This window comes from Commensalibacter nepenthis (genome assembly GCF_029953305.1).
Taxonomy (GTDB): domain Bacteria; phylum Pseudomonadota; class Alphaproteobacteria; order Acetobacterales; family Acetobacteraceae; genus Commensalibacter; species Commensalibacter nepenthis.
In genome coordinates this window covers 1,578,430-1,600,000 of sequence record NZ_JASBAN010000001.1, presented here as the reverse complement: position 1 = coordinate 1,600,000, position 21,571 = coordinate 1,578,430, and the positions used below count along the sequence as shown (strand labels likewise).

Annotated in this window: 18 protein-coding genes and 1 tRNA gene (1 of these 19 cut by a window edge); 10 read left to right on the top strand and 9 right to left on the bottom strand. The window is 35.9% G+C overall.

Annotated features, from left to right (window positions below):
* Window positions 1-670: the start of a sugar porter family MFS transporter gene (locus QJV33_RS07455; protein ID WP_281462735.1), read on the bottom strand. It extends 719 nt beyond the left edge of the window; the window shows 670 of its 1,389 coding nt (coding positions 1-670); it begins with the start codon at window positions 668-670; its stop codon lies beyond the left edge, outside the window.
* 199 nt (window positions 671-869) lie between these two features.
* Between QJV33_RS07455 and phrB the strand changes: the two genes are divergently transcribed.
* Window positions 870-2,258, top strand: coding sequence for a deoxyribodipyrimidine photo-lyase (gene phrB, locus QJV33_RS07450; RefSeq protein ID WP_281462734.1), 1,389 nt, complete (start codon window positions 870-872; stop codon window positions 2,256-2,258).
* 25 nt (window positions 2,259-2,283) lie between these two features.
* Here phrB and QJV33_RS07445 read toward each other — a convergent pair whose 3' ends face one another.
* On the bottom strand, window positions 2,284-3,741 hold the full coding sequence (locus QJV33_RS07445) for a hypothetical protein (protein ID WP_281462733.1): 1,458 nt from the start codon (window positions 3,739-3,741) through the stop codon (window positions 2,284-2,286).
* A gap of 101 nt (window positions 3,742-3,842) precedes the next feature.
* Complete coding sequence (gene clpB / locus QJV33_RS07440; RefSeq protein WP_281462732.1) at window positions 3,843-6,449, bottom strand: ATP-dependent chaperone ClpB; 2,607 nt, start codon at window positions 6,447-6,449, stop codon at window positions 3,843-3,845.
* Window positions 6,450-6,896: 447 nt separating this feature from the next.
* On the opposite strand from clpB, the gene QJV33_RS07435 reads away from it, so the two are divergent.
* From QJV33_RS07435 to QJV33_RS07425, 3 genes are read left to right on the top strand one after another with little or no spacing between them, the layout of a single operon-like run.
* Window positions 6,897-7,142 (top strand): FeoA family protein, encoded by a 246-nt coding sequence (locus tag QJV33_RS07435; RefSeq protein WP_281462731.1) that lies wholly within the window; start codon window positions 6,897-6,899, stop codon window positions 7,140-7,142.
* 7 nt (window positions 7,143-7,149) lie between these two features.
* A complete protein-coding gene (feoB, locus tag QJV33_RS07430) occupies window positions 7,150-9,000 on the top strand; it encodes a ferrous iron transport protein B (protein WP_281462730.1) in 1,851 nt (616 codons plus the stop codon).
* Between the two features lie 11 nt (window positions 9,001-9,011).
* Window positions 9,012-9,227: a DUF6587 family protein gene (locus QJV33_RS07425; RefSeq protein WP_281462729.1), complete on the top strand. Its 216-nt coding sequence runs from the start codon at window positions 9,012-9,014 to the stop codon at window positions 9,225-9,227.
* Between the two features lie 342 nt (window positions 9,228-9,569).
* Here QJV33_RS07425 and ahcY read toward each other — a convergent pair whose 3' ends face one another.
* Window positions 9,570-10,868: an adenosylhomocysteinase gene (gene ahcY, locus QJV33_RS07420; RefSeq protein ID WP_281462728.1), complete on the bottom strand. Its 1,299-nt coding sequence runs from the start codon at window positions 10,866-10,868 to the stop codon at window positions 9,570-9,572.
* A gap of 114 nt (window positions 10,869-10,982) precedes the next feature.
* Window positions 10,983-11,381 carry a tetratricopeptide repeat protein gene (locus QJV33_RS07415; protein ID WP_281462727.1) on the bottom strand — a complete coding sequence of 133 codons (399 nt, stop codon included), beginning with the start codon at window positions 11,379-11,381 and terminating at the stop codon, window positions 10,983-10,985.
* A gap of 179 nt (window positions 11,382-11,560) precedes the next feature.
* Here QJV33_RS07415 and QJV33_RS12025 point away from each other — a divergent pair, with 179 nt between their 5' ends.
* Window positions 11,561-11,701, top strand: coding sequence for a helix-turn-helix domain-containing protein (locus tag QJV33_RS12025; protein WP_408869651.1), 141 nt, complete (start codon window positions 11,561-11,563; stop codon window positions 11,699-11,701).
* A 107-nt stretch (window positions 11,702-11,808) separates the two neighbouring features.
* On the opposite strand, the gene QJV33_RS07410 is transcribed toward QJV33_RS12025, so the two are convergent.
* Complete coding sequence (locus QJV33_RS07410; protein ID WP_281462726.1) at window positions 11,809-12,558, bottom strand: IS6 family transposase; 750 nt, start codon at window positions 12,556-12,558, stop codon at window positions 11,809-11,811.
* 219 nt (window positions 12,559-12,777) lie between these two features.
* On the opposite strand from QJV33_RS07410, the gene QJV33_RS07405 reads away from it, so the two are divergent.
* On the top strand, window positions 12,778-14,388 hold the full coding sequence (locus QJV33_RS07405) for an efflux transporter outer membrane subunit (RefSeq protein ID WP_281463401.1): 1,611 nt from the start codon (window positions 12,778-12,780) through the stop codon (window positions 14,386-14,388).
* A gap of 273 nt (window positions 14,389-14,661) precedes the next feature.
* Here QJV33_RS07405 and QJV33_RS07400 read toward each other — a convergent pair whose 3' ends face one another.
* Entirely contained in the window at window positions 14,662-15,168 is a 507-nt protein-coding gene (locus QJV33_RS07400) for an integrase core domain-containing protein (RefSeq protein ID WP_281462725.1), read from the bottom strand.
* A gap of 441 nt (window positions 15,169-15,609) precedes the next feature.
* Between QJV33_RS07400 and QJV33_RS07395 the strand changes: the two genes are divergently transcribed.
* The gene (locus QJV33_RS07395) at window positions 15,610-16,350 is read left to right on the top strand and encodes an IS6 family transposase (RefSeq protein ID WP_408869672.1); all 741 of its coding nucleotides are present in this window, start codon (window positions 15,610-15,612) and stop codon (window positions 16,348-16,350) included.
* Window positions 16,351-16,492: 142 nt separating this feature from the next.
* A tRNA-Thr gene (locus QJV33_RS07390) sits at window positions 16,493-16,567 on the top strand.
* Between the two features lie 1,001 nt (window positions 16,568-17,568).
* Here the strand turns inward: QJV33_RS07390 and QJV33_RS07385 are convergent.
* Complete coding sequence (locus tag QJV33_RS07385) at window positions 17,569-18,087, bottom strand: hypothetical protein (protein ID WP_281462723.1); 519 nt, start codon at window positions 18,085-18,087, stop codon at window positions 17,569-17,571.
* A 269-nt stretch (window positions 18,088-18,356) separates the two neighbouring features.
* Here QJV33_RS07385 and QJV33_RS07380 point away from each other — a divergent pair, with 269 nt between their 5' ends.
* Both QJV33_RS07380 and QJV33_RS07375 read left to right on the top strand, forming a co-directional pair.
* Window positions 18,357-19,130: a DUF5131 family protein gene (locus tag QJV33_RS07380; RefSeq protein WP_281462722.1), complete on the top strand. Its 774-nt coding sequence runs from the start codon at window positions 18,357-18,359 to the stop codon at window positions 19,128-19,130.
* Window positions 19,131-19,151: 21 nt separating this feature from the next.
* A complete protein-coding gene (locus tag QJV33_RS07375; RefSeq protein ID WP_281462721.1) occupies window positions 19,152-20,399 on the top strand; it encodes a three-Cys-motif partner protein TcmP in 1,248 nt (415 codons plus the stop codon).
* Window positions 20,400-20,415: 16 nt separating this feature from the next.
* Here QJV33_RS07375 and QJV33_RS07370 read toward each other — a convergent pair whose 3' ends face one another.
* Complete coding sequence (locus tag QJV33_RS07370) at window positions 20,416-21,543, bottom strand: ComEC/Rec2 family competence protein (protein WP_281462720.1); 1,128 nt, start codon at window positions 21,541-21,543, stop codon at window positions 20,416-20,418.
* Between the last annotated feature and the right edge of the window lie 28 nt (window positions 21,544-21,571).

Genomic DNA, 21,571 nt, shown 5'->3' with positions numbered 1-21,571 from the left:
CTTGGACAACATCCTTATTCGCACGCAAGCGACTTAAAATTGCAATTGCTTCTTGATCTTTGTGTTTCATTACCAACCAACGAGGGCTTTCTGGCAAAAAGAACATTCCCGCAAGTAAAACCAGTGCTGGAACCACACCAAGACCAAACATCCATCGCCAATGATCTCCTAAGACAAAACCACTGAAATACGCAACAGTAATTCCAAATACCACCATAAACTGGAATAATACGACCATTTTACCGCGATGCTCTGGCGGTGCGACCTCTGCAATATAAATGGGGATAATTTGGGTTGAACTGCCAGCAGATAATCCCAACACGAAACGCGATAAAATTAGCAATTCTATATTATGTGCAAAAGCAGAAGCCAAAGAACCCAAAGCAAACACGATACCAACTGCAACAACCATAATCCGGCGTCCAAATCGATCTGACAAAGGGCCCGTACCCAGACATCCAAATAATGCACCAAAGATAATACCTCCAGTTACTAATTGCTTACTGAGATCATCCAATGCGAATTGCTTGCCCAAACCAAGCAAAGCAACGCCAATCACCCCAGTATCATAACCAAATAGTAACCCACCCAAGGCTGCAATCACAGCAATAACAATAACGATACCATTATTTTTTGACGCACGTGTATCATGATGGACAAATGTTGTCATGAATACTTTCCTAATAAAATATGTTATGAATATTCAAAGTTTTAAACGCAGATAAAATAAAACCTGCACGTTTAGATATATTATTTTATCTTTATTGATAACTTTATATTATATTTATTTTATTAAAATCTTAAAATAATATTTATTATAAAATATTCGTTATCATCACATTGTGTATTAGATCAACAAAGGTATCAACATGAAAACAAATCTGATCTGGTTTAGAAACGACTTGCGTATCATGGATAACCCCGCGTTAGAAAAGGCTTGTGAAGATAAAGATGCCTCCGTTATCGGGCTTTATATTGCCACACCCCAGCAATGGAAAGCTCATGATATGTCAGCAAGGCAAGCCTGTTTTATTCATGATCGCTTAATTCAATTACAAGATGAGCTTGATGCCTTAAATATCCCATTACTTTTTCATAGTTGTGACAGTTTTACCGACTGTGTCAATGTTATCGTAGATCTATGCAAAGAATATTCTGTTAATCAAATTTTTTACAATAACCAATATGAATATAATGAACGTGAACGAGATTATTTACTCAAAGGCAAATTAAGCCCTGATATTGAATGTTTAGAGTTCGATGGAAATCTTTTTACGGCACCATTGACTATTTTGAATAGTCAAAAACAAATGTATAAAATATTTACGCCGTTTCGAAACGCATTTTTAGATCAATTTGTCCAAAATATTCCTCGTATATATAACCAACCCAAAGCCATAAAAAAAACAAAAATTAAGACTCATAAAATTCCAGAATTCGATTACGCTAAACAAGATTATGAATTTTTTAATCCAAATACCCAAAAAGCCCTACAAAAATTAGAAGAATTCTGCGCTGAAAAGGTTGAAGATTATGCAGACAAAAGGAATATTCCAAGTCTTGACCATACCAGCCAATTATCCGCTTATTTGGCGTTAGGCGTTCTATCCGTACGACAATGTTTCCACTATTTAACCCAAGAACATCCTCATTTTTGGGAAAATCAAAAAAGTGGTGCTTTTACTTGGTTTAACGAACTGATTTGGCGTGAATTCTATCAACATCTCATCGTTGCTCATCCTTATTTATGCAAACATAAACCGTTCATCAATTGGACGGATCATGTCAAATGGAAAAACAATAAAGATCATTTCGAACAATGGAAGGCTGGCAATACGGGATATCCCATCATTGATGCCGCTATGCGACAACTCAATCAAACAGGATGGATGCATAATCGATTACGCATGATTATAGCTAGTTTTTTAGTCAAAGATTTACTGATTGATTGGCGTTGGGGGGAACAATATTTTATGTCACAACTTACAGATGGAGATTTGGCTGCTAATAATGGGGGCTGGCAATGGGCGGCTTCTACTGGAACAGATTCCACGCCTTATTTTCGTATCTTTAATCCAACGACCCAAGGAAAACGCTTTGATCCAAAAGGCGAATTTATACGACAATGGATACCAGAGCTTGCAAAAGTGCCAGACAAATTCATTCATGAACCCCAACTTTGGTCAGAAAAAAAAGGTAATATAACTGAATACCCTCAACCAATTGTTACCCATGATATTGCAAAAAAAAAACTTTAGAGGCTTTTGAAAGAGCAAAGAATGGTTAAATCTTACTAGCTGATTTCTTTTTACATGCGTCAATCACAATAATATCAGAAGCCCTCTGATCTTGTGTAATTAAATCATTTTTAATTTTGTAAATTTCCTGAAGTTTTTTATCAAAATTATTATTACCATAATCCATAATAACATAAAATGCAGCCTCAGTTTGTGCTGCCTTCTTATAATGCTCTAACTGCTTTTTATATCCATGAACAACGTTACCCGTAGAAAGCTTCATTTCAACTAAAACTTTTGCATCAAAGCCTTGTGAAAACTTAAAATCCACAGGGCCTCTACCCATATCTGCTTCTGGAGAAATATCAATATTATTTGCTCTACAAAAAGAATCTGCCATTGCATAATAAAGAATTTGAGATGCCCTTTCCATTTTAGGTTGATCGCCATTCCAAAGTGCTTCCCATAAATTTTTATTTTCAATATGATCCTTAAAGAAATGAATTGTGTCCTTCACCACACTCATTACATCACTAATATTATTAATTTGGTAGGTTTTGTTATTTTTAAACACTATAGGATCATATTGAAAAATTTCTTTGATTTTATAAAAACAATATTCATCTTCACTAGGATTATAAGCTCTAGCAAAGTTTTTTAATGATTTTAACAACGTTTCAAAATTATGCACATCTTCAAAAGTAGAGCGTTTTATAGCGGCTTTCTTATTCGCGATTGTGAGTTTAGTCACATTTCCCCAATATCGATTAATTGCATCACGAATATAATAATTTTGACTAATCACACCATCTATATCTGACTGTAAAACTTTAACGATATCCTTAGGCACAAGAACGATAGGATAACCATTTTTTAATACTGGTAAATCATAACACTTATTTTGAGAAGCGGCATTGACATTACAATTTACAAATCTGTTATTTAAACCAAATAATTCTCTTTTCTCTAAGGGAATATTATATTTTTGACAAAAATCCTTTGTAATTTCAGCTAAATCATCAAAAATGATATTCGTTGTCAGATCACTAATAGTATCAACACCAATTCCATCTTCAAAAAAATTCATCATACAAATCAACTCTGGATCTTCAAAACCAACCTCAATAATCTCTCTACAAACGCGTAAAATAGTTATCTTGATATTTCCAGACCGTGAACTACCGAAACGACCACTATGACCATAACCCAAACTTGTTACTTGAGCTTCATGTAGATTTAATAGTCGAAGTGCAGCTTTCCATGCAGCGTCATTCTCTTTTTTGGATTGAATTAGAAATTTTATAATATTTTGAAATTGATTTTTTAATCGATTAACTGCTTGATTTTTAATTAAACTATTCTGGGATTTTTCTAATAAGAACGGATCAATAAATAATGGTGTATCACAATTAATAAACGGATCAATCAAACCATTATCAAATAAAATATCAGTGGAAATATTGAAGTAAGATGAGAATAAAACTGGCCGAATTATTTTAGACATAAAATATATTCCTTAATCAACAATATAAAATAATTTTATTATCTATACTAGATTATAGCAATCGTTACTAAAAAAATAACAATTGCTATAAACTTAGTTTATTAACCCAACTCGGAACCTTGCTGACCTTTGATGGTCAATCCTTTGTCATTTGCGCTGACAGGAATAATCTCACCGTCATAGACATTACCTTGTAAAACCAATTCAGCTAACTGGTTTTGAAGGTTCCGTTGAATAACTCGTTTTAAAGGACGAGCTCCATAAACTGGATCATATCCTGCTTGTTCCAACCAGCTATGCGCTTTTTCATCAAGATCCAGTTTAATCTTACGATCAGCCAAGAGACTTTGTAAACGACCCAACTGAATATCGACAATTTTTGCCATATCAGCTTTTTGTAAACGGCTAAACAGAATAATTTCATCTAAACGGTTCAAGAACTCTGGTCGGAAATGACTTCTGACGACTTTCATCACTTCGGCTTCAACCATATCCGTTGTTTCACCATCTGGCTGATTAGCCAACACTTCAGAGCCAAGATTACTTGTTAAAATAATCATCGTGTTTCTGAAATCAACCGTACGTCCTTGACCATCCGTTAGGCGACCATCATCAAGCACTTGTAATAAAATATTAAAGACATCTTCATGTGCTTTTTCAACTTCGTCAAACAAAATGACTTGATAAGGACGACGTCTAACTGCTTCAGTTAAAACACCCCCCTCTTCATATCCAACATAACCAGGAGGCGCACCGATTAAACGAGATACAGCATGTTTTTCCATAAACTCGCTCATATCAATCCGCACCATTGCTTTTTCATCATCAAACAAGAAATCAGCCAGTGCTTTGGTTAGCTCTGTTTTACCAACTCCTGTTGGACCCAAGAACAAAAATGAACCAATTGGACGATTAGGATCTTGCAACCCAGCACGTGCCCGACGAACTGCGTTCGATACTGCTTTTAATGCTGATTCTTGTCCAATCACACGTTGACGAAGTTCATCTTCCATCCGCAGTAACTTTGCACGCTCCCCCTCCAGCATTTTATCAACTGGAATCCCTGTCCAACGAGAAACTACGCCAGCAATTTCATGATCCGTTACTGCTTGGGAAACTAATTGTCCAGCTTCTGGATGTTCGTTATTCTTGCTTTGCGTATCTTCAATTTGTTTTTGTAAATCAGGAATTGTGCCATACATCAACTGAGACGCTTTTGCTAGATTTCCTTGACGTTGTGCAACTTCCACTTCAGACCGTGCCTGATCCAATTGTTCTTGTAGCTTTTGCACAGCGTTAACTTGCTCTTTTTCAGCATGCCAAGCAGCAGTCATCGCATCAGATTTTTCTTCTAGAGCTGCAATTTCACTTTCCAACGTCGCTAAGCGTTCTTTACTTGCGGAATCTTCCTCACGTTTTAAGGCTTCACGTTCAATTTTTAACTGAATTAAACGACGATCCAACTCATCCAAAGCCTCTGGTTTACTGTCAATTTGCATCCGCAAACGACTCGCAGCTTCATCAACCAAGTCAATGGCTTTATCAGGTAAGAAACGATCAGTAATATAGCGATTGGATAATGTAGCTGCTGCAACCAATGCACTATCCGCAATGCGAACCCCATGATGCAGCTCATATTTTTCTGCAATACCACGAAGAATAGAAATTGTATCCGAAACAGTTGGTTCACCAACGAATACAGGTTGAAAACGACGTGCTAAGGCGGCATCTTTTTCAATATATTTACGATATTCGTCCAAAGTCGTCGCACCAATACAATGCAGCGTCCCTCTGGCAAGTTCAGGTTTAATTAAATTAGATGCATCCATCGCCCCATCAGAGCGACCCGCACCAACAATCGTGTGCATTTCATCGATAAAAAGGATAATTTTCCCCGCAGCTGTTTCTACTTCTTTCAAAATCGCTTTTAAACGTTCTTCAAACTCACCACGATATTTGGCACCTGCAACCAAAGCGCCTAAATCCAACGCTAAAAGTTGTTTGTTTTTTAAAGCTTCAGGCACGTCTCCATTAACAATACGCAGTGCCAACCCTTCGACAATCGCAGTTTTACCCACGCCAGGCTCACCAATCAACACTGGATTATTTTTCGTACGACGCGCAAGCACTTGCACCGCGCGACGTATTTCTTCGTCACGTCCGATGACTGGATCCAGTTTGCCTTGGCGTGCAACCTCAGTCATATCTCTGGCGTATTTTTTCAGAGCATCAAAAGAAGCTTCTGCATTCGCGCTATCGACTTTTCTACCTTTACGAATAGCATCAATGGCGTGAGATAAATTTTGTGCGGAAACACCATTTTTCTGCATTGCATATCCCGCAGGCGTATCTGATGCTGCAATCGCTAATAGCAAACGATCTTGCGCCACATATAAATCCCCTGCTTTGGTTGCTTCTTGCTCAGCACTATCCAATACGCGAACAAGCTCTGGCGTTGCTTGTGGTTGCCCAGCGCCACCGCCTTGCACTTTTGGCACAGAAGCCAATACATGTTCGACAGCACCTTGAATAATTTTTGGGTCGCCACCGGCTGCACGAATTAATGACGCTGCGGCACCTTCATTATCATCTAACAATGCTTTTAATAGATGTTGAGGGGTTAATTGTTGATGGAATTCTCGAATTGCAATCGTTTGTGCAGCTTGGAGAAATCCTTGTGATCGTTCAGTAAATTTTTCTATATTCATATTTTTGTCCCTTAATTTTAGGCGACAAGCCTATATTTTCAATAACGTCCCAATATTAGGCAACGTTCCTTAGTCATTTTCAGAAATGTAAGTATAATTATAAAAATAATAAGAGCCGTTATAAAGCATCAAAAATAACCATTTTGACCTCATCTCTATATTACCTATGTTCGTAAAGAAACCTTTCATTCCTTTCACTACGTTTACTATACATCAAATACCATCGCGAATGAAGAAAAATATTATAATTTTTTATAAATTTGCACCAATATCTTACTTAAACAATTATGACTGAAACACTTTCATAACTCATATTAAATTATAAATGTTTTTAATAACTTATCGCAATTTTTTAAAGTATTAACCCCAAAAATAATGACATATCCTAAAAAATCTGCCATTATCTTAAGAACGAAAATCATTCTTAATATTTTGGCCGTTTTTATTATGAGCACATTCAATTTAAGCACTTCATCTCCTGGAAAAAGCTGCATCGTCGATCACGTCGAAGACTTACAGACTCCAGATCCTATTTCAAATCGTTTACGTGACTTGGGCTTTGTCCCAGGCGAAACCATTAAAATCATTGCTTTTGGACCATTTGGTGCAAACCCAATCGCTGTTCAAATTGGTTCAACCCGTTTTGCCTTGCGACGTAATGAAGCCGCAAGAGTAATTGTAAAAGCAGACTGACTGGATAATGACAGAATTAACAAAAAATAATTATTCACGAATTGCTTTGGTTGGCAATCCAAATTGTGGAAAAACAGCTCTATTTAACCAGATTACTGGTAGCCGCCAAAAAGTTGCCAATTACGCAGGCGTTACCGTTGAGCGTAAAGAAGGTCGCTTTACTAACCCCCAAGGGCGTGCGATAACCATTATTGACCTTCCTGGCGCTTACAGCTTAAATGCAACCAGCCCTGACGAAGAAGTAACTCGTGATATGTGTATGGGCAAATATCGCAATGAAGCACCTCCAGATGCATTGATTTGTGTTATTGATGCGACCAACTTAAGACTTCACCTGCGTTTTGCTTTGGAAATATGTCGTCTCAAACGACCAACAATCATCGCTATGAATATGAGCGATATCGCCAAAAGACATGGCATTGAAATTGATATTGCCAAATTAGAATCCATTTTAGGTGTGACCATTGTTCCAACGGTTGCAACTCAAAAAAATGGGGCTAAAACATTATTGGATACTGTTGACCACTCATTTACAATTCCAACAATTGAATTAACGGATAAAACTGATTTACATGTCGAAGTAAGGAATCTCCTCCTCGAATGTGTAAAATATACCTCTCAGACCTCTACTGCTTTTAATGAAAAAGTTGATCGTTGGGTTTTACATCCAATCATTGGTCCTATTTTTCTAATCATTTTACTTTTTATCATGTTCCAAGCGGTATTTTCTTGGGCGCAGCCTTTTATGGATGGCATACAAGATTTAACAACATGGCTTGGGCAACAAATTGCGCATCTCCTTCCCGATGGTATATTACAAAGTTTGATTGTAGATGGCATTTTTGCTGGGGTCGGCACAACTGTTGCGTTTCTTCCACAAATCCTGATTTTGTTTCTTTGGATTTTATGCCTAGAAGAATCGGGATATTTACCTAGAGCTGCTTTCTTGCTAGATCGCATTATGGCTTCTGTAGGGTTAAATGGGCGTTCTTTTATCCCGCTATTATCTAGCTTTGCTTGTGCTATTCCTGGTATTATGGCGACCCGCACCATCCCGAGCGCCAAAGACCGTTTGGTAACGATTTTGATTGCCCCGTTAATGACATGTTCAGCGCGCTTGCCTGTCTATGCATTACTGATTGCAGCTTTTATTCCTCATAAAACCATAGGATATGTCTTTAACTTACAAGGGCTCGTACTTTTTGTACTTTATTTCCTTGGAATAGCCACGGCATTTCTGGTTGCGCTTTTTCTTAAAAAAGGCAAAAGCAGTTACGAAAATTCATTATTGCTAGAATTGCCCTCTTATCGTTTTCCGAATATACGTTCTATTCTTTTTGGACTATGGCAAAGAATAGAAATTTTCGTTTCTCGTGTTGGGAATATCATTTTAACCGTCAGTATCCTATTGTGGGCTTTATCCAGCTTTCCAAAGGCTCCTGCAGGGGCAACGGGTCCGGCTATTGATTACAGTTTTGCTGGTACTATTGGACATTGGATTCAACCGTTCTTTGCACCCGTTGGATTTAATTGGGAAATCTGTGTTGCATTAATTTTAGGGCTCGCCGCACGAGAAGTCGCTATTACTTCCCTAGCAACGGTTTATGCTGTCGGTGCTGTTGATACAGATGCCCCAACACAACTTATTCACTTTCTATCTTCACAATGGAGCATTGCAACAGGTCTCGCGTTTCTAGCGTGGTATGTATTTGCCCCTCAATGTTTTTCAACACTTGCCGTGATAAAAAAGGAAACTGGTTCTTGGAAAATAGTCATCGGAACCACAGCTTATTTGTTCGTGCTTGCTTATTTTAGCTCTTTTGTCACATGGCATGTCGCATCATTACTCTTTAAATAGGAGGATATACTATGCAAACCATTATTGTCGTTTTAATCATTAGCCTGTGCGTTTTATTTTGGATTAATCGATTTTTTCCAAAAATTGGCAAAGCTCTATGGCAAGGATTAGCCAGCACGTTAAAACTGATTCATGCACCAACCTCGACTCAACAATGGGCATTAAAACATTGTAATCCTAGCAAAAGCGAATGTAGCTCTTGTGATAAATGCAGTAAGTGTCATTAAAATTATACTTTTATAAAAGAGAAATCCTATGACTTTGAAAAAGTTATTTCAAATAATCGAAAACTCCCAGACCTTAGCCTTAGGGATCGATTTGCAAGATTTATTAAGATTTACATCAGACGAAATAATTGAATATGATATATCGGATGATAAAAAAAAGAGCTATTATCTTGTTTAAAAGATTTATATCGATATGCTAATTTAAGTGATAGCGATCCAAAACGTATTAAGTTACATAAAACGGATTTCCAAAAATTAAGTAACTTAATTGATAATCTTCAACAACATTATTAAATAACATATCCCCCTCTTTCTACTTTCAAAAGAGGGGATTAAAATAAATTAATAACGATACATTTCTGGTTTGAATGGACCTTGGACTTCAACGCCAATATAATCAGCTTGTTCTTTATTCAATTTAGAAAGTTTTGCACCCACTTTATCTAAATGTAAAGCAGCTACTTTTTCATCTAGAAATTTAGGTAATGTATACACTTTTGGTTCATATTTACCAGCAGGTGCATTCCAAAGCTCTATTTGAGCCAAGGTTTGATTGGTGAAAGAAGCAGACATCACAAAAGATGGATGACCTGTTGCGTTACCAAGATTAACCAAACGACCTTCTGACAATAAGATGATACGATTACCATCTGGGAATACGATTTCATCCACTTGAGGTTTAATATTGTCCCATGTGAAATTACGAAGTTTACCCACTTGAATTTCAGAATCAAAATGCCCGATGTTACAAACAATCGCACGATTTTTCATCGCACGCATATGATCGAGAGTAATAATATCAATGTTCCCTGTGCAGGTTACGAAAATGTCTCCACGAGGAGCAGCATCTTCCATCGTAACCACTTCATAGCCTTCCATAGCCGCTTGTAATGCACAAATTGGATCCACTTCAGTCACCAATACGCGACACCCTGCATTACGAAGACTGGCAGCAGAACCTTTGCCCACGTCACCAAAACCAGCAACCACAGCCACTTTACCAGACATCATCACATCGGTTCCACGACGGATCGCATCAACCAAGCTTTCACGACAACCATAAAGATTATCAAATTTAGATTTGGTTACACTATCATTCACGTTAAATGCTGGAACCAATAACTGACCTTTTTTAGCCATTGCATGTAAACGATGAACACCTGTGGTGGTTTCTTCGGAAAGACCACGAACATCTTTTAACATTTCAGGATATTTTTCATGCATCAGAATGGTTAAATCACCACCATCATCCAAAATCATATTTGGAACCCAACCATTAGGACCATGAACGGTTTGTTCAATACACCACATGAACTCTTCTTCATTCATGCCTTTCCATGCGAACACAGGCACACCCGCAGCAGCCATCGCAGCAGCAGCATGATCTTGAGTTGAAAAGATATTACAAGAAGACCAACGGACTTCAGCACCAAGATCAATCAAAGTCTCGATTAACACTGCGGTTTGAATGGTCATATGTAAACAACCCGCAATACGTGCACCTTTAAGAATATTTTTGCCTTTATATTCTTCGCGCAGTGCCATTAAACCTGGCATTTCTCCTTCGGCGATAGAGACCTCTTTACGTCCCCATTCAGCCAATGAAATATCTTTTACTTTATAATCGTGCAGTGCACTCATTGTTTTCCGTCTTTCTTATAATATTCAAATGAAATAAGTTTATGTATTAATAGAATAGAATTCAGAATAGATCAATCTTGCGAGCGATAAACATATAGTTTAATAAAATATCTATTATTTAAAATCATTATACTGCCAACATTGCCCTTCAAGGGTATCTGGATGAATAAATACTATCCTTGCATATTCTATCCCTGTGCATGCTTGTTTAGCATACATATCAGCTTTTTCTTTATTCTTAGAAATATTTTTTCTGCCATCTTTATATAAAAATGCAAGAAAAATTTTAGCCCTTTTGTCACCTTGATTAGCAGCTTCTGTAAACCATTTCATAGCCTTAACGTCATCTATAGAATTATATTTAACATCCGCATATATCAAACCAAGGTTATACTGTGCTTCAATATTTCCCTGATTGGCAGCCTTCATGTACCACTTTATTGCTTTTTTTAAATTTCCTGAACCAAAGGCACCATTTTTATACATATTTGCAAGAGTAACCTGATATTTCACACTCCCTTGTTTTGCTTTTGTTTCGAAATATTTTTTCTGTTCTGCAACTACAACTCTTTGTTGTGCTTCAATAGCTTTCCATTGATCTACTGAGAGCTGAGTATAATTGTCTTCAACTGCATACAGATTAGGTGTAAGAATTGATCGCGTTGTTTACAGTGATATGAAATATTACTGTAATGAACATGCATAGAAAAACGAAGCTTATGCTGTATCATCAAGAGAAAGTCACGATAACAGATCTGGCTAAGCGTTTTATGGTCAGCAGGTCTACGATTTATGTGGTCTTGTTGCAAATATTGACATGGTGCTGTGATTAGCCATAAAGCTAGCTAATTTAGACGAATATATTATTATTTAGACCGAAGATATTTAGTCTTGTTGCAAATTTAAAACTAGGTTGTTTTTTAGTATGGAATTGGTTAATTTAGCAAGCGAGAGATTTGTTTAAACCGAAGATATTTTGAATGAGCTTTATTTGTTCGTTGATTGTCCATTTTCCTTTAAAGCCCAGTCCTTTTTTTATCCAGAGAATGGCCTCATATCCGTTGAGTGTTTTTCTTGCGGTATGAAAAGACTGAAAGCAACCATTCTTTGGGATCATTCTCTTTACTCTAAAATGATCATTTTCTATTCCCTGTTGTAAAGATTTCTTTGTTTCATGAACGCAGTGATTGGGAAGGATATACTCATTCTTCATGGTTTGTATGGTCTTTGGAAAAGGAGATGCTTTATCTGTTCCAATATAGGTTGGAGCGAATAGGCCATCTTTTTTAAACGCCTTTCTAACGAAACGTTGTGCTGCTTTGATATTTCTTTTAGCTGTTAATAAGAAATCAATAGCAGTTCCATTCTTATCAATGGCTCTATATAGATACTTCCACTGACCTTTTACTTTGATATAGGTTTCATCAATCCTCACCTCACCACAATGAGGTTTTCTATAGCTTCTCAAACGTTTTTCTAATAGAGGAGCATAGCGTAATACCCAACGGTTTAACGTGCTATGATCAACGCTTACTCCACGCTCTAAAAACAATTTTTCAATGTCTCGATAGCTAAGACAATAGCGTAAATACCAGTTTACCGCTTGTATAATCATCAATCCATTAAAATGACGACCTTTAAAATCATCCTTAGACCTTAATATAAGCTTGCTATAGATACCAATAGACATAAATCAATCCTAAATAAAATAATCACTCCATTTCTACATCATACTAAAATACATAATTAAATTTGCGACAAGACCGTTTATTTTAATTTTGCTATTTTGCACAAGAAATGCTCTACTTTGAAATAAGTTTTTGTATAGATCACTCAAGTAAATACCCTATATAAATAATGGATAATAAATTCTATCAACTTTCATTGTAGGATAGTTTTTTTGGTTGATATGATATATAAAAATGCTACAAAGCAAATTGCTGATAATGATATCAATGTGATTAGAGATTTGGTTGGAATAATGAAATATAGAGTTTCCTTTTTAACAATGGTGATTACAATTCCAACCTTGGTCGGGTGTGCGGTTGGACCTGATTATCATAAAGAAGATGTTTGGACACCTTCGAAATGGTCAAACGTTACTAGTAATTTACAAGCTCCTGTTAATAGTCAAGTAGTTATGCAGAAAATTAATCCACAATGGTGGGAATATTTTCATGATCCTGTTTTGACGGATTTGGAACGCCGTGCAGTAACAGCAAATTTGGATATTCAGATGGCAACACAACGATTAATTGCCAGTCGAGCGCAATTAATGATTGCGGGTGCCGCGCGCTTCCCAAGTTTGGGTGCCTCTGCAGGATATCAAAGAAGTCAGTATAGTCAGAAATCATTTAGTAGAGCATTGCAAAAGGTTAAGACCAGTGAACCTGCATTAGGAAATGTGGTTAATCCAAGTGATGTAGATATCCCTTCTTTTAATCAATGGAGTGATAGTTTAGATACCAGTTGGGAGCTCGATTTATGGGGACGAGTAAGACGGCAATATGAATCAGCAAGTGCCTTAAAGCAAGTTTCTGAAGAAGATCGTCGAGGGGTATTGATTGCTCAACAGGCAGAGGTTGCACAAAATTATATGACATTGCGTGAATTGCAATCGCAATTACATATTGTCAAAGAAAATGAAAAAATTGCTCTAAATATTTTAACCCTTGCAACCCAACGATTTAATGGGGGGTTGGTTACAGAGTTGGATGTCCGTTCGGCAGAAGCACAATTAGAACAAACCAGATCCGAGATTCCTAATTTAGAGCAACAAGTTATTCAATATATCAATGCGTTGGGATTATTATTGGGCGAACCCCCAAGGGCTTTAAGTGAAGAATTATCTACACCACAACCGATTCCACTTGTTCCCCCTCAAGTGCCGATTGGTTTTCCTTCTGAATTAGCACAACGCAGACCTGATATTCGACAGTCTGAGGCTAAATTACATTCTGCAACTGCTGAGGTTGGAATGGCGGAGGCAGATTTTTATCCAAAAGTAACGATTGATGCTCGAATGGGATTTCAATCGTTATCTTTTAGGGATTTAGGATTTTGGAGTGCCGGAGCTTGGAATGTTGGTCCATCAATCTCTCTACCCATTTTTGAAGGTGGAAAGTTGAAAGGGCAATTAACACTTAAAAAAGCCGAGCAAAAAGAAGCTGCTTTGGCATATCGCAAAACAGTTTTACAAGCATGGCAAGAAGTTGATAATGCTCTAAATGCCTATCAGGCAGAGCAATTAAAGCAAGTGCGTTTACAAGATACAGTAAAATCTAATCAGCGTTCTGTTGAGTTGGCTCAGGCGCAATATCGTCAAGGATTGCAAACTTTTATTAATGTATTAGATGCTCAAAGGCGTTTACTGTCTTCGCAACAAGATTTAATTCAAAGCAACGCACAAATTTCGATTAATCTTGTGCAGCTTTACAAAGCACTTGGCGGTGGGTGGGAAACTACGTATCCTGATGGGACGATTGTTACAACGAATTCGAAATCTAGCAAGCATGAGTAATATGAAGGTTAATGTTTTAGATAAGGATCCACACAGGGTTAGTCTGGTTTATGGTTTATTTATGGGCATGATCTGTAAAACAAAAACTAAAAGGGTACCCTGTTGTATTTGGAGATGATGATTAACGGGTTCGCATTTTTAAAATGTTGCTTTTATTTACAAAACTCATATTCGATTGTTTTTCCAGTATCGTCTTTAATGAAATAAATATCCAAAGAGTTAAATCCAAAACCTACTAAGAACGTTTATATTTGTAAGAATTGATCGTGTTATTTACAGATTTTGTTTAAAATAACCATCTAAGACCTCATAGGGTGTTTTTCCTTGAATGCCTTTATGGGGTTTAACAGTGTTATAATAATGAATAAATCGTTTCAACTTTAACTTTCGATCCTGAGCATTGACGAACAATGCACGCTCATGCCACATTTCCATGAGTGTGCGAATGACGCGCTCTGCTTTGCCATTGGTTTGAGGGCAAGCCGGCTTGGTAAATTTCTGGTTAATCCGATTGGTATAACAAGATTTAACAAACAGATGTTCAAGCGTTCCTTGGTATTCTCTGCCATTGTCAGAGTAAACACATTCGATCATATAAGGGCATTGAACCAGCACATCGTCTTGTAGGAACTGAGCTGCACTAAACTGAGATTTATCGTTGTAAATCCCTGCATAGCGTTCTCGAGAAAAATCATCAATACCTACAAAAAGATACTCCCGAGTTTGCTGTTTAGTCTCATTTTTCAACAAAGGAAGCCGTTTAGTCTCGACATGCACCATCTCCCCAGGATAAGAGTTGTTATATTTTTTGGCTTGCCGTCTGAGCTTGTCCTCAAGTGTTTTTCAAGGCGTTTAATGCCATATTTGATTGTTTTATAACGCTCATTTGTGCTGGACATCGGCACAAAAAATTGCAACCGAGCACGCCTTAATACAACATAAATCGTAGACCTGCTGACCATAAAACACTTAGCCAGATCCGTTACCGTGACTTTCTCTTGATGATGTAATCGCCATATCTCTTCTCGATGATACAGTGTAAGCTTCGTTTTTCTATGCATGTTATTTACAGTAATATTCCATATCACTGTAAATAACGCGATCAATTCCTACGGTTTTGTCGCAAAGTTTAAATTTTATAAAATTTTAAGTTTTTACTAGTATTAGTTATTATACAATATCTATATAATTCAATAAATTAAAAAATTCTATTTTGCAGAAATAATATTAAAAACCACTAAACTAAAAACTTTGCGACAAGACCAAGGTCGTCATTTTAATGGATTGATGATTATCCAAGCGGTAAACTGGTATTTACGCTATTGTCTTAGCTATCGAGACATTGAGGAATTATTCCTAAAACGTGGGATAAATACAGATCATAGCACGTTAAACCATTGGGTATTACGCTATGCACCACTATTAGAAAAACGTTTGAGAAGCTATAGAAAGCCTCATTGTGGTGAGGTGAGGATTGATGAAACCTATATCAAAGTAAAAGGTCAGTGGAAGTATCTATATAGAGCCACTGATAAGAATGGGACTGCTATTGATTTCTTGTTAACAGCTAAAAGAAATATAAAAGCAGCACAACGCTTTTTTATAAAAGCATTTAAAGAAGAGGGTCTGTTCGCTCCAACCCATATTGGCACAGATAAAGCATTACCGTTTCCAAAAACCATACAAACCATGAAGAATGAGCATATCCTTGCCAATCACTGCGTTCATGAAACAAGAAAGTCCTTACAACAGGGAATAGAAAATGATCATTTCAGGTTAAAGAGGGGTATACCAAGAAATGGTTGCTTTCAATCTTTTCATACCGCAAGAAAAACACTCAAAGGATATGAGGCCATTCTCTGGATAAAAAAAGGACTGGGTTTTAAAGGAAAATGGACAATCAACGAACAAATAAAGCTTATTCAAAGCATATTCGGTCTAAATAATAATATACCCGTCTAAATTAGCTAGCTTTATGGCTAATTACAGCCCCATTCAATATTTGCAACAAGACCCTTTTAAATCATTAGAGCAAAAAAAATTGCTGAAAAACAAATTTTTTTGTTGCATCATATTCTATGAAAAGCTACTAAAGACACGGAATGCTGTTGTAGCTCAGTGGTAGAGCACTCCCTTGGTAAGGGAGAGGTCGAGAGTTCAATCCTCTCTAACAGCACCATAAATCAAGTAAAATCAGTTACTTAAAATATAATTTGGTGTAATTTGGTGTAAACCTTAAAGAAAGTTATCTGTGAATTACACCCAAAAACTCCTTCGATAGGGTGGTTCCCTTAAAGAGTAATTTTACCATATACCCTTACAAGAATCTATGCTTCAAGGTGATTCTCTCTACAACTTTCAATTATATTTCTATCAAATAAGATCCCATATTCATCACGTCATAAATTTCATACTTCTTGTTTTTTAAAAACCAGAACTTTCATGAAAGGAAACTATTATACAAGGCACGAAAGGGTTACCTTGAAAAAAAGAGGGTCTTACATGTAATACTCTTGATATTTCTTGCAATTCTTCTTGTGTTGGTATTAAAGCCCCATCACAAATATTAAGAAACCTTCTAGGAGGAATGCTAAAATTTATTTCTTTTCTAAGCCTAGCCTTAGAATAATGCCGTAAGTTAAGGACTAATTGTAACATCACAGGATTTATTCGCTTCATACCTTATCCTTGACTAACTCATAGTTTTACAAGATACACTCATACAAAATTACACTACAAAGTGTTTTTCTCTACAATTATCCATTACATTTTGTCAACGAGAGACACCCACTGAGTTATCACTAATTTAAATTTCTCTATATCCAATTCAGAAAATATTTGAAACATATGGAAATGTTGATTTCTACCGTTTCTATAAATATGATGTTGTAAATAAAATTAATTATGATGAGTTTCAAAAACATAAAAGGTGGCCACCTTTATATGTTTCTTACTCCTCATTTAGGGTAAAACAGAGCCTAGGTGAGAACCCTGGCGGCCTCTCAGATATTAAATCTGTTGCCTCGAGCATTGAATTAACAATGATACAAGATTTATAATAAATTTATTCTAGATTCAATTCATTAACCTCTTGCAACCACTACCTTCATTATACCACTAACAACAAATCAGTACAAGAGAATAATTGAACTCGTCTCAATGTTTGTGATAGTTGCCATTTCACCCATCAATTGCTTGCTGGAACCGATCGACATTGTCTTTCCAGACGGCTTTGCCTTGTGCGGTGTTGTAGTATCGTTTGTGATATTGTGCCATTGCGGTGGCATCATTTGCCAGTGGCAGGGCTGTTGGGATACGCAGGTAGAACATACGACACATTGCTGCTGCAAAGAACACATTACCCGTCATGACTTCTGGTCTTGGGATACCGTTATTATCCGTGTTCCAATCCCCTGCTAGATGTTTTAACGCAATGACTAAGTTGGCACGTTTCGGGTTTGACAGAAAGTTCTTCCAAATATCATAATAGGTTACAGGCTCCATCTGCATCGCCCCCACGGCAGGTCCTTTGCCAAGTTGCTTGAGGTAAGTGCTACCCCCAGCGTATCCTTCTGCTAAGAACGTCCCTGTGACCTGATTGATTGCTCGCGATCCACCCAAGCCAAGATAATCCAATGCTGGTTTAATGATCTCATGTTTTAAGTGGGGAATATAAATTCCACCTGTAACTTTGGTCATGTTGATTTTCCTTGTGATTTATGAGGCTATTTTTTATTAGATAGCTAGTTTTTGCAGCCTCCCGCAAAAACCTCTTTCCTGACATTGGGAAAGATAATACCTTTTTCTGGGCGCCCCGAAAAACCTCAATAAACACGACTTAACCACCATTTTTATTGGGTCAGTATTATTTTAAGTTGTTTATTATCGTTTAATAAATAATAAAACTTTATTTAAATTTAAAAAATGCTAAAATTTAAAAGTAAATTAAAAATATTTGAGTTAAAATAATGGCAAAGTCACAAATTGAATGGACAGATACTACTTGGAATCCTGTTGCTGGTTGTTCAATTGTAAAATCTGGTTGTCTAAACTGTTATGCTATGGAAATGGCTAGACGCCTCGAAGCAATGGGTATTGAAAAATACCAAGGTCTTCTTAAAAAAACTAACCATAAAATGATATGGAATGGTAAAATTAAAGAAGATCATCATTCTTTAATGCTTCCTCACAAGTGGAAAAAACCTCGAAAAATATTTGTCAACTCAATGAGTGATTTATTTCATGATAATGTTAGTGATGAATTTATATATCAAATTTGGAAGGTGATGGAAGAAACACCCCATCATTCTTATCAAATTTTGACAAAACGCCCTCAAAGAATGGCTGATTTTGTTATTAAACTTAATAAAGTATTACCTAATGTATGGCTAGGAACAAGTGTGGAAAACCAAGAAGTGACTGATCGCATTGAACATCTTCGTATCGTTCCAGCAATTGTTAGATTTGTCTCTTTTGAACCTCTGATAGGCTCTGTTGGGAATATCAATTTAAATAATATTCATTGGGCTATCGTTGGCGGAGAAAGCGGTTCTTCTGCTCGTCCAATAAAAGAAGAATGGATTGATGATATTCATGATGCTTGTCGCATCTATGATACTGCTTTTTTCTTTAAACAATGGGGGCGATGGGGAAAAGATAATAAAAAACGTTCTAAAAAAGCCAATGGACGCGAGTATAAAGGTACTGTTTGGAATGAGCTTCCTCTTTCTCTTAATATATAATTTTTTAGGTTTTAATTTAATATGGTTAAATCAAAAAACAAATATAATTGGGAACATGGGGCTCTTTTAGAGGATCACTCAAAACAAAAACTAAAAATATTACGTAATTATTTTTATCAATATCTAGATACAAGGTGTAAATTTCCACAGCAAGAGTTTTTTCGATTATCCGTAGTCGACGGTTTTGCTGGAGGGGGGAAATATAAGTGTGGAAGCCCTGGATCTCCAATTGTTTTCATTGAAGAACTTTTAAAATTTAGCAGCAATATTAATATCTTTAGAAAAACAAATAAATTTAAACCACTACATATTGAATGTTTATTACTATTAAATGATTCTGATCCAGCAGCTATAAACCTACTTAAGCAAAATATCAGCCCATATATTCAAGAGATAGAAGCAAATCCCTATTTAATTATTCATTTTGATTACATCAATGGTGAATTTAAAAACAATTATCCAATAATCAGAGAAAAAATTGAAAATACTAACTGTCGTAATAGTGTCTTATTCAATTTAGACCAATTTGGTCAAACTGATGCTGATATTAATACTATACGTACAATACTCCGCTCATTTCCAAGAACAGAAATATTTTACACCTTTGCAATTCAATCCTTTCTAACTTACGCAAATGAAAAAAGCATTACCCCTTATAAACAAATTTTAAATGAAAATAATATTTCAACTAACGATGCTCTTGACCCAGAGTATCTAATTACAAGACAAGAAGAGCTTGGTGTTTATGAACGTATGGTATTCGATGCTTTTAGCTCTTGCTCTACTTTTGTAAGCCCTTTTTCTATTAACAATCCAACTGGCTGGAGATATTGGTTATTACATTTTTCAAATGTTTATAGAGCACGAGAGGTCTATAATAATATATTGCATGAAGCTTCATCTTCTCAAGCACATTTCGGTCGCTCTGGATTAAATATGCTTTCTTATAACTCAACAGAACAAGATAGCTTTTTATATACGTTTGATATGACAGCTTCTGAACAAACAAAACAGCAACTTTTAATTGATATACCACAGTTTGTATCTAATTATGGTGATACCATTCCTGTGCTAGATTTTTTTAATGATATCTATAATCAAACACCAGCATCATCTAACATTATTAAACAATCTCTGATTGATATTCCAGATATAGAAATCATTAAAGAAGATGGAGGTGTTAGGCGCAGTGCGAAATCTATTAATACAAAAAGCGATACTATTAAATTAAAAGACCAAAAAAGCTTTTTTCCCTTTTTTATTAAATAAAGTTTGCTTATTTTTTCTATTCTTCAAAATATTCTAACTTATAATCTAAAGAATCTGCAGTAGACCAACCTTTTCTACTAGGCATATTTTTAGAATGGTAGATAGTTAATCCTTTTGTTGGATATACATTTATATTTCTTCGCTTAAAAGCATTAATTACAGCTTGATGAGGATGCTTTAACGTTACATTCGTATTGCTTGTTTTTATACAAGAAACTACCGCTGATATATGACTATTATCAACATTTGAAAACAATTTATTCAATATAGTAGGCCCCAAATTTCTTTTGCTACCATGATGAGGAATTTGAAAAACTTTAAGCATTGAAAGAAAAAGATTATAATTAAACTGTGAGGTAAGATACTGATATGCAATATCTAACGTTTCAATACCAGCATCTCCTGTAAAAAAAGAATAATCACCACAACAACCAAACAGTATTATTGCACTAGATTTATTAACTGCACTTGTTGTATCATCATCGTTTAAATCATCTTCATCTTTATTTGATGTTACTAATTTTTTGATTTTTTCTCCAATGCTTTCAACAGCATTCCTCAATCCTTCAGCCATCAAATTTGAGGATGATTTTTCTCCTATAAACTCTGGCAATAAACTTTCATAATATTCTTTTGTAGGTGCTAAAACAGTTATAAACCCATTCCCATCATTAAAACCTAGCCCTTGAAAAGGCTCTTTTATTATTATATTTTTACTTTGAGCTATCTTAATTGCGTCTTCAATTTTAACTTTACACTCTATTAATCTTTTGGTTTTACTATTTTCTGTTACCCTTCTATCATCAACCTGAACCATAGCACCGTGTAACAAAGGTCTATGTATCCATAGCTCTCCAACTTCCATATTTTCAAGTATATATTTAAGACCACCTATATGATCCAAATCAGGATGCGTAATAATAATCAAATCAACTTTATTAACAAAATAATAGTTATTAATATGCGTTCTGATTTTTTCTCCATCTGACGAAAAACCAGTATCAATAATGACCACTTTCTGATTAATTAAAGGATTATTGGTATAATTGACTTCATTATATCCCCACCTTAAAACAATAGCATCCCCATCTTGATCTTGACCAACAGGTAAAAAATCTATTTCATAACCAGGTGACATTGTCATTATACACTCACAAACAAATTTACATATT

Coding starts and splice junctions, on each gene's coding strand:
- phrB (WP_281462734.1), top strand. CDS start 870: ATGAAAACAAATCTGATCTGGTTTAGAAACGACTTGCGTATCATGGAT.
- QJV33_RS07445 (WP_281462733.1), bottom strand. CDS start 3,741: ATGTCTAAAATAATTCGGCCAGTTTTATTCTCATCTTACTTCAATATT.
- clpB (WP_281462732.1), bottom strand. CDS start 6,449: ATGAATATAGAAAAATTTACTGAACGATCACAAGGATTTCTCCAAGCT.
- QJV33_RS07435 (WP_281462731.1), top strand. CDS start 6,897: ATGAGCACATTCAATTTAAGCACTTCATCTCCTGGAAAAAGCTGCATC.
- feoB (WP_281462730.1), top strand. CDS start 7,150: ATGACAGAATTAACAAAAAATAATTATTCACGAATTGCTTTGGTTGGC.
- QJV33_RS07425 (WP_281462729.1), top strand. CDS start 9,012: ATGCAAACCATTATTGTCGTTTTAATCATTAGCCTGTGCGTTTTATTT.
- ahcY (WP_281462728.1), bottom strand. CDS start 10,868: ATGAGTGCACTGCACGATTATAAAGTAAAAGATATTTCATTGGCTGAA.
- QJV33_RS12025 (WP_408869651.1), top strand. CDS start 11,561: ATGAACATGCATAGAAAAACGAAGCTTATGCTGTATCATCAAGAGAAA.
- QJV33_RS07410 (WP_281462726.1), bottom strand. CDS start 12,558: ATGTCTATTGGTATCTATAGCAAGCTTATATTAAGGTCTAAGGATGAT.
- QJV33_RS07405 (WP_281463401.1), top strand. CDS start 12,778: ATGATATATAAAAATGCTACAAAGCAAATTGCTGATAATGATATCAAT.
- QJV33_RS07400 (WP_281462725.1), bottom strand. CDS start 15,168: ATGGTGCATGTCGAGACTAAACGGCTTCCTTTGTTGAAAAATGAGACT.
- QJV33_RS07385 (WP_281462723.1), bottom strand. CDS start 18,087: ATGACCAAAGTTACAGGTGGAATTTATATTCCCCACTTAAAACATGAG.
- QJV33_RS07380 (WP_281462722.1), top strand. CDS start 18,357: ATGGCAAAGTCACAAATTGAATGGACAGATACTACTTGGAATCCTGTT.
- QJV33_RS07375 (WP_281462721.1), top strand. CDS start 19,152: ATGGTTAAATCAAAAAACAAATATAATTGGGAACATGGGGCTCTTTTA.
- QJV33_RS07370 (WP_281462720.1), bottom strand. CDS start 21,543: ATGACAATGTCACCTGGTTATGAAATAGATTTTTTACCTGTTGGTCAA.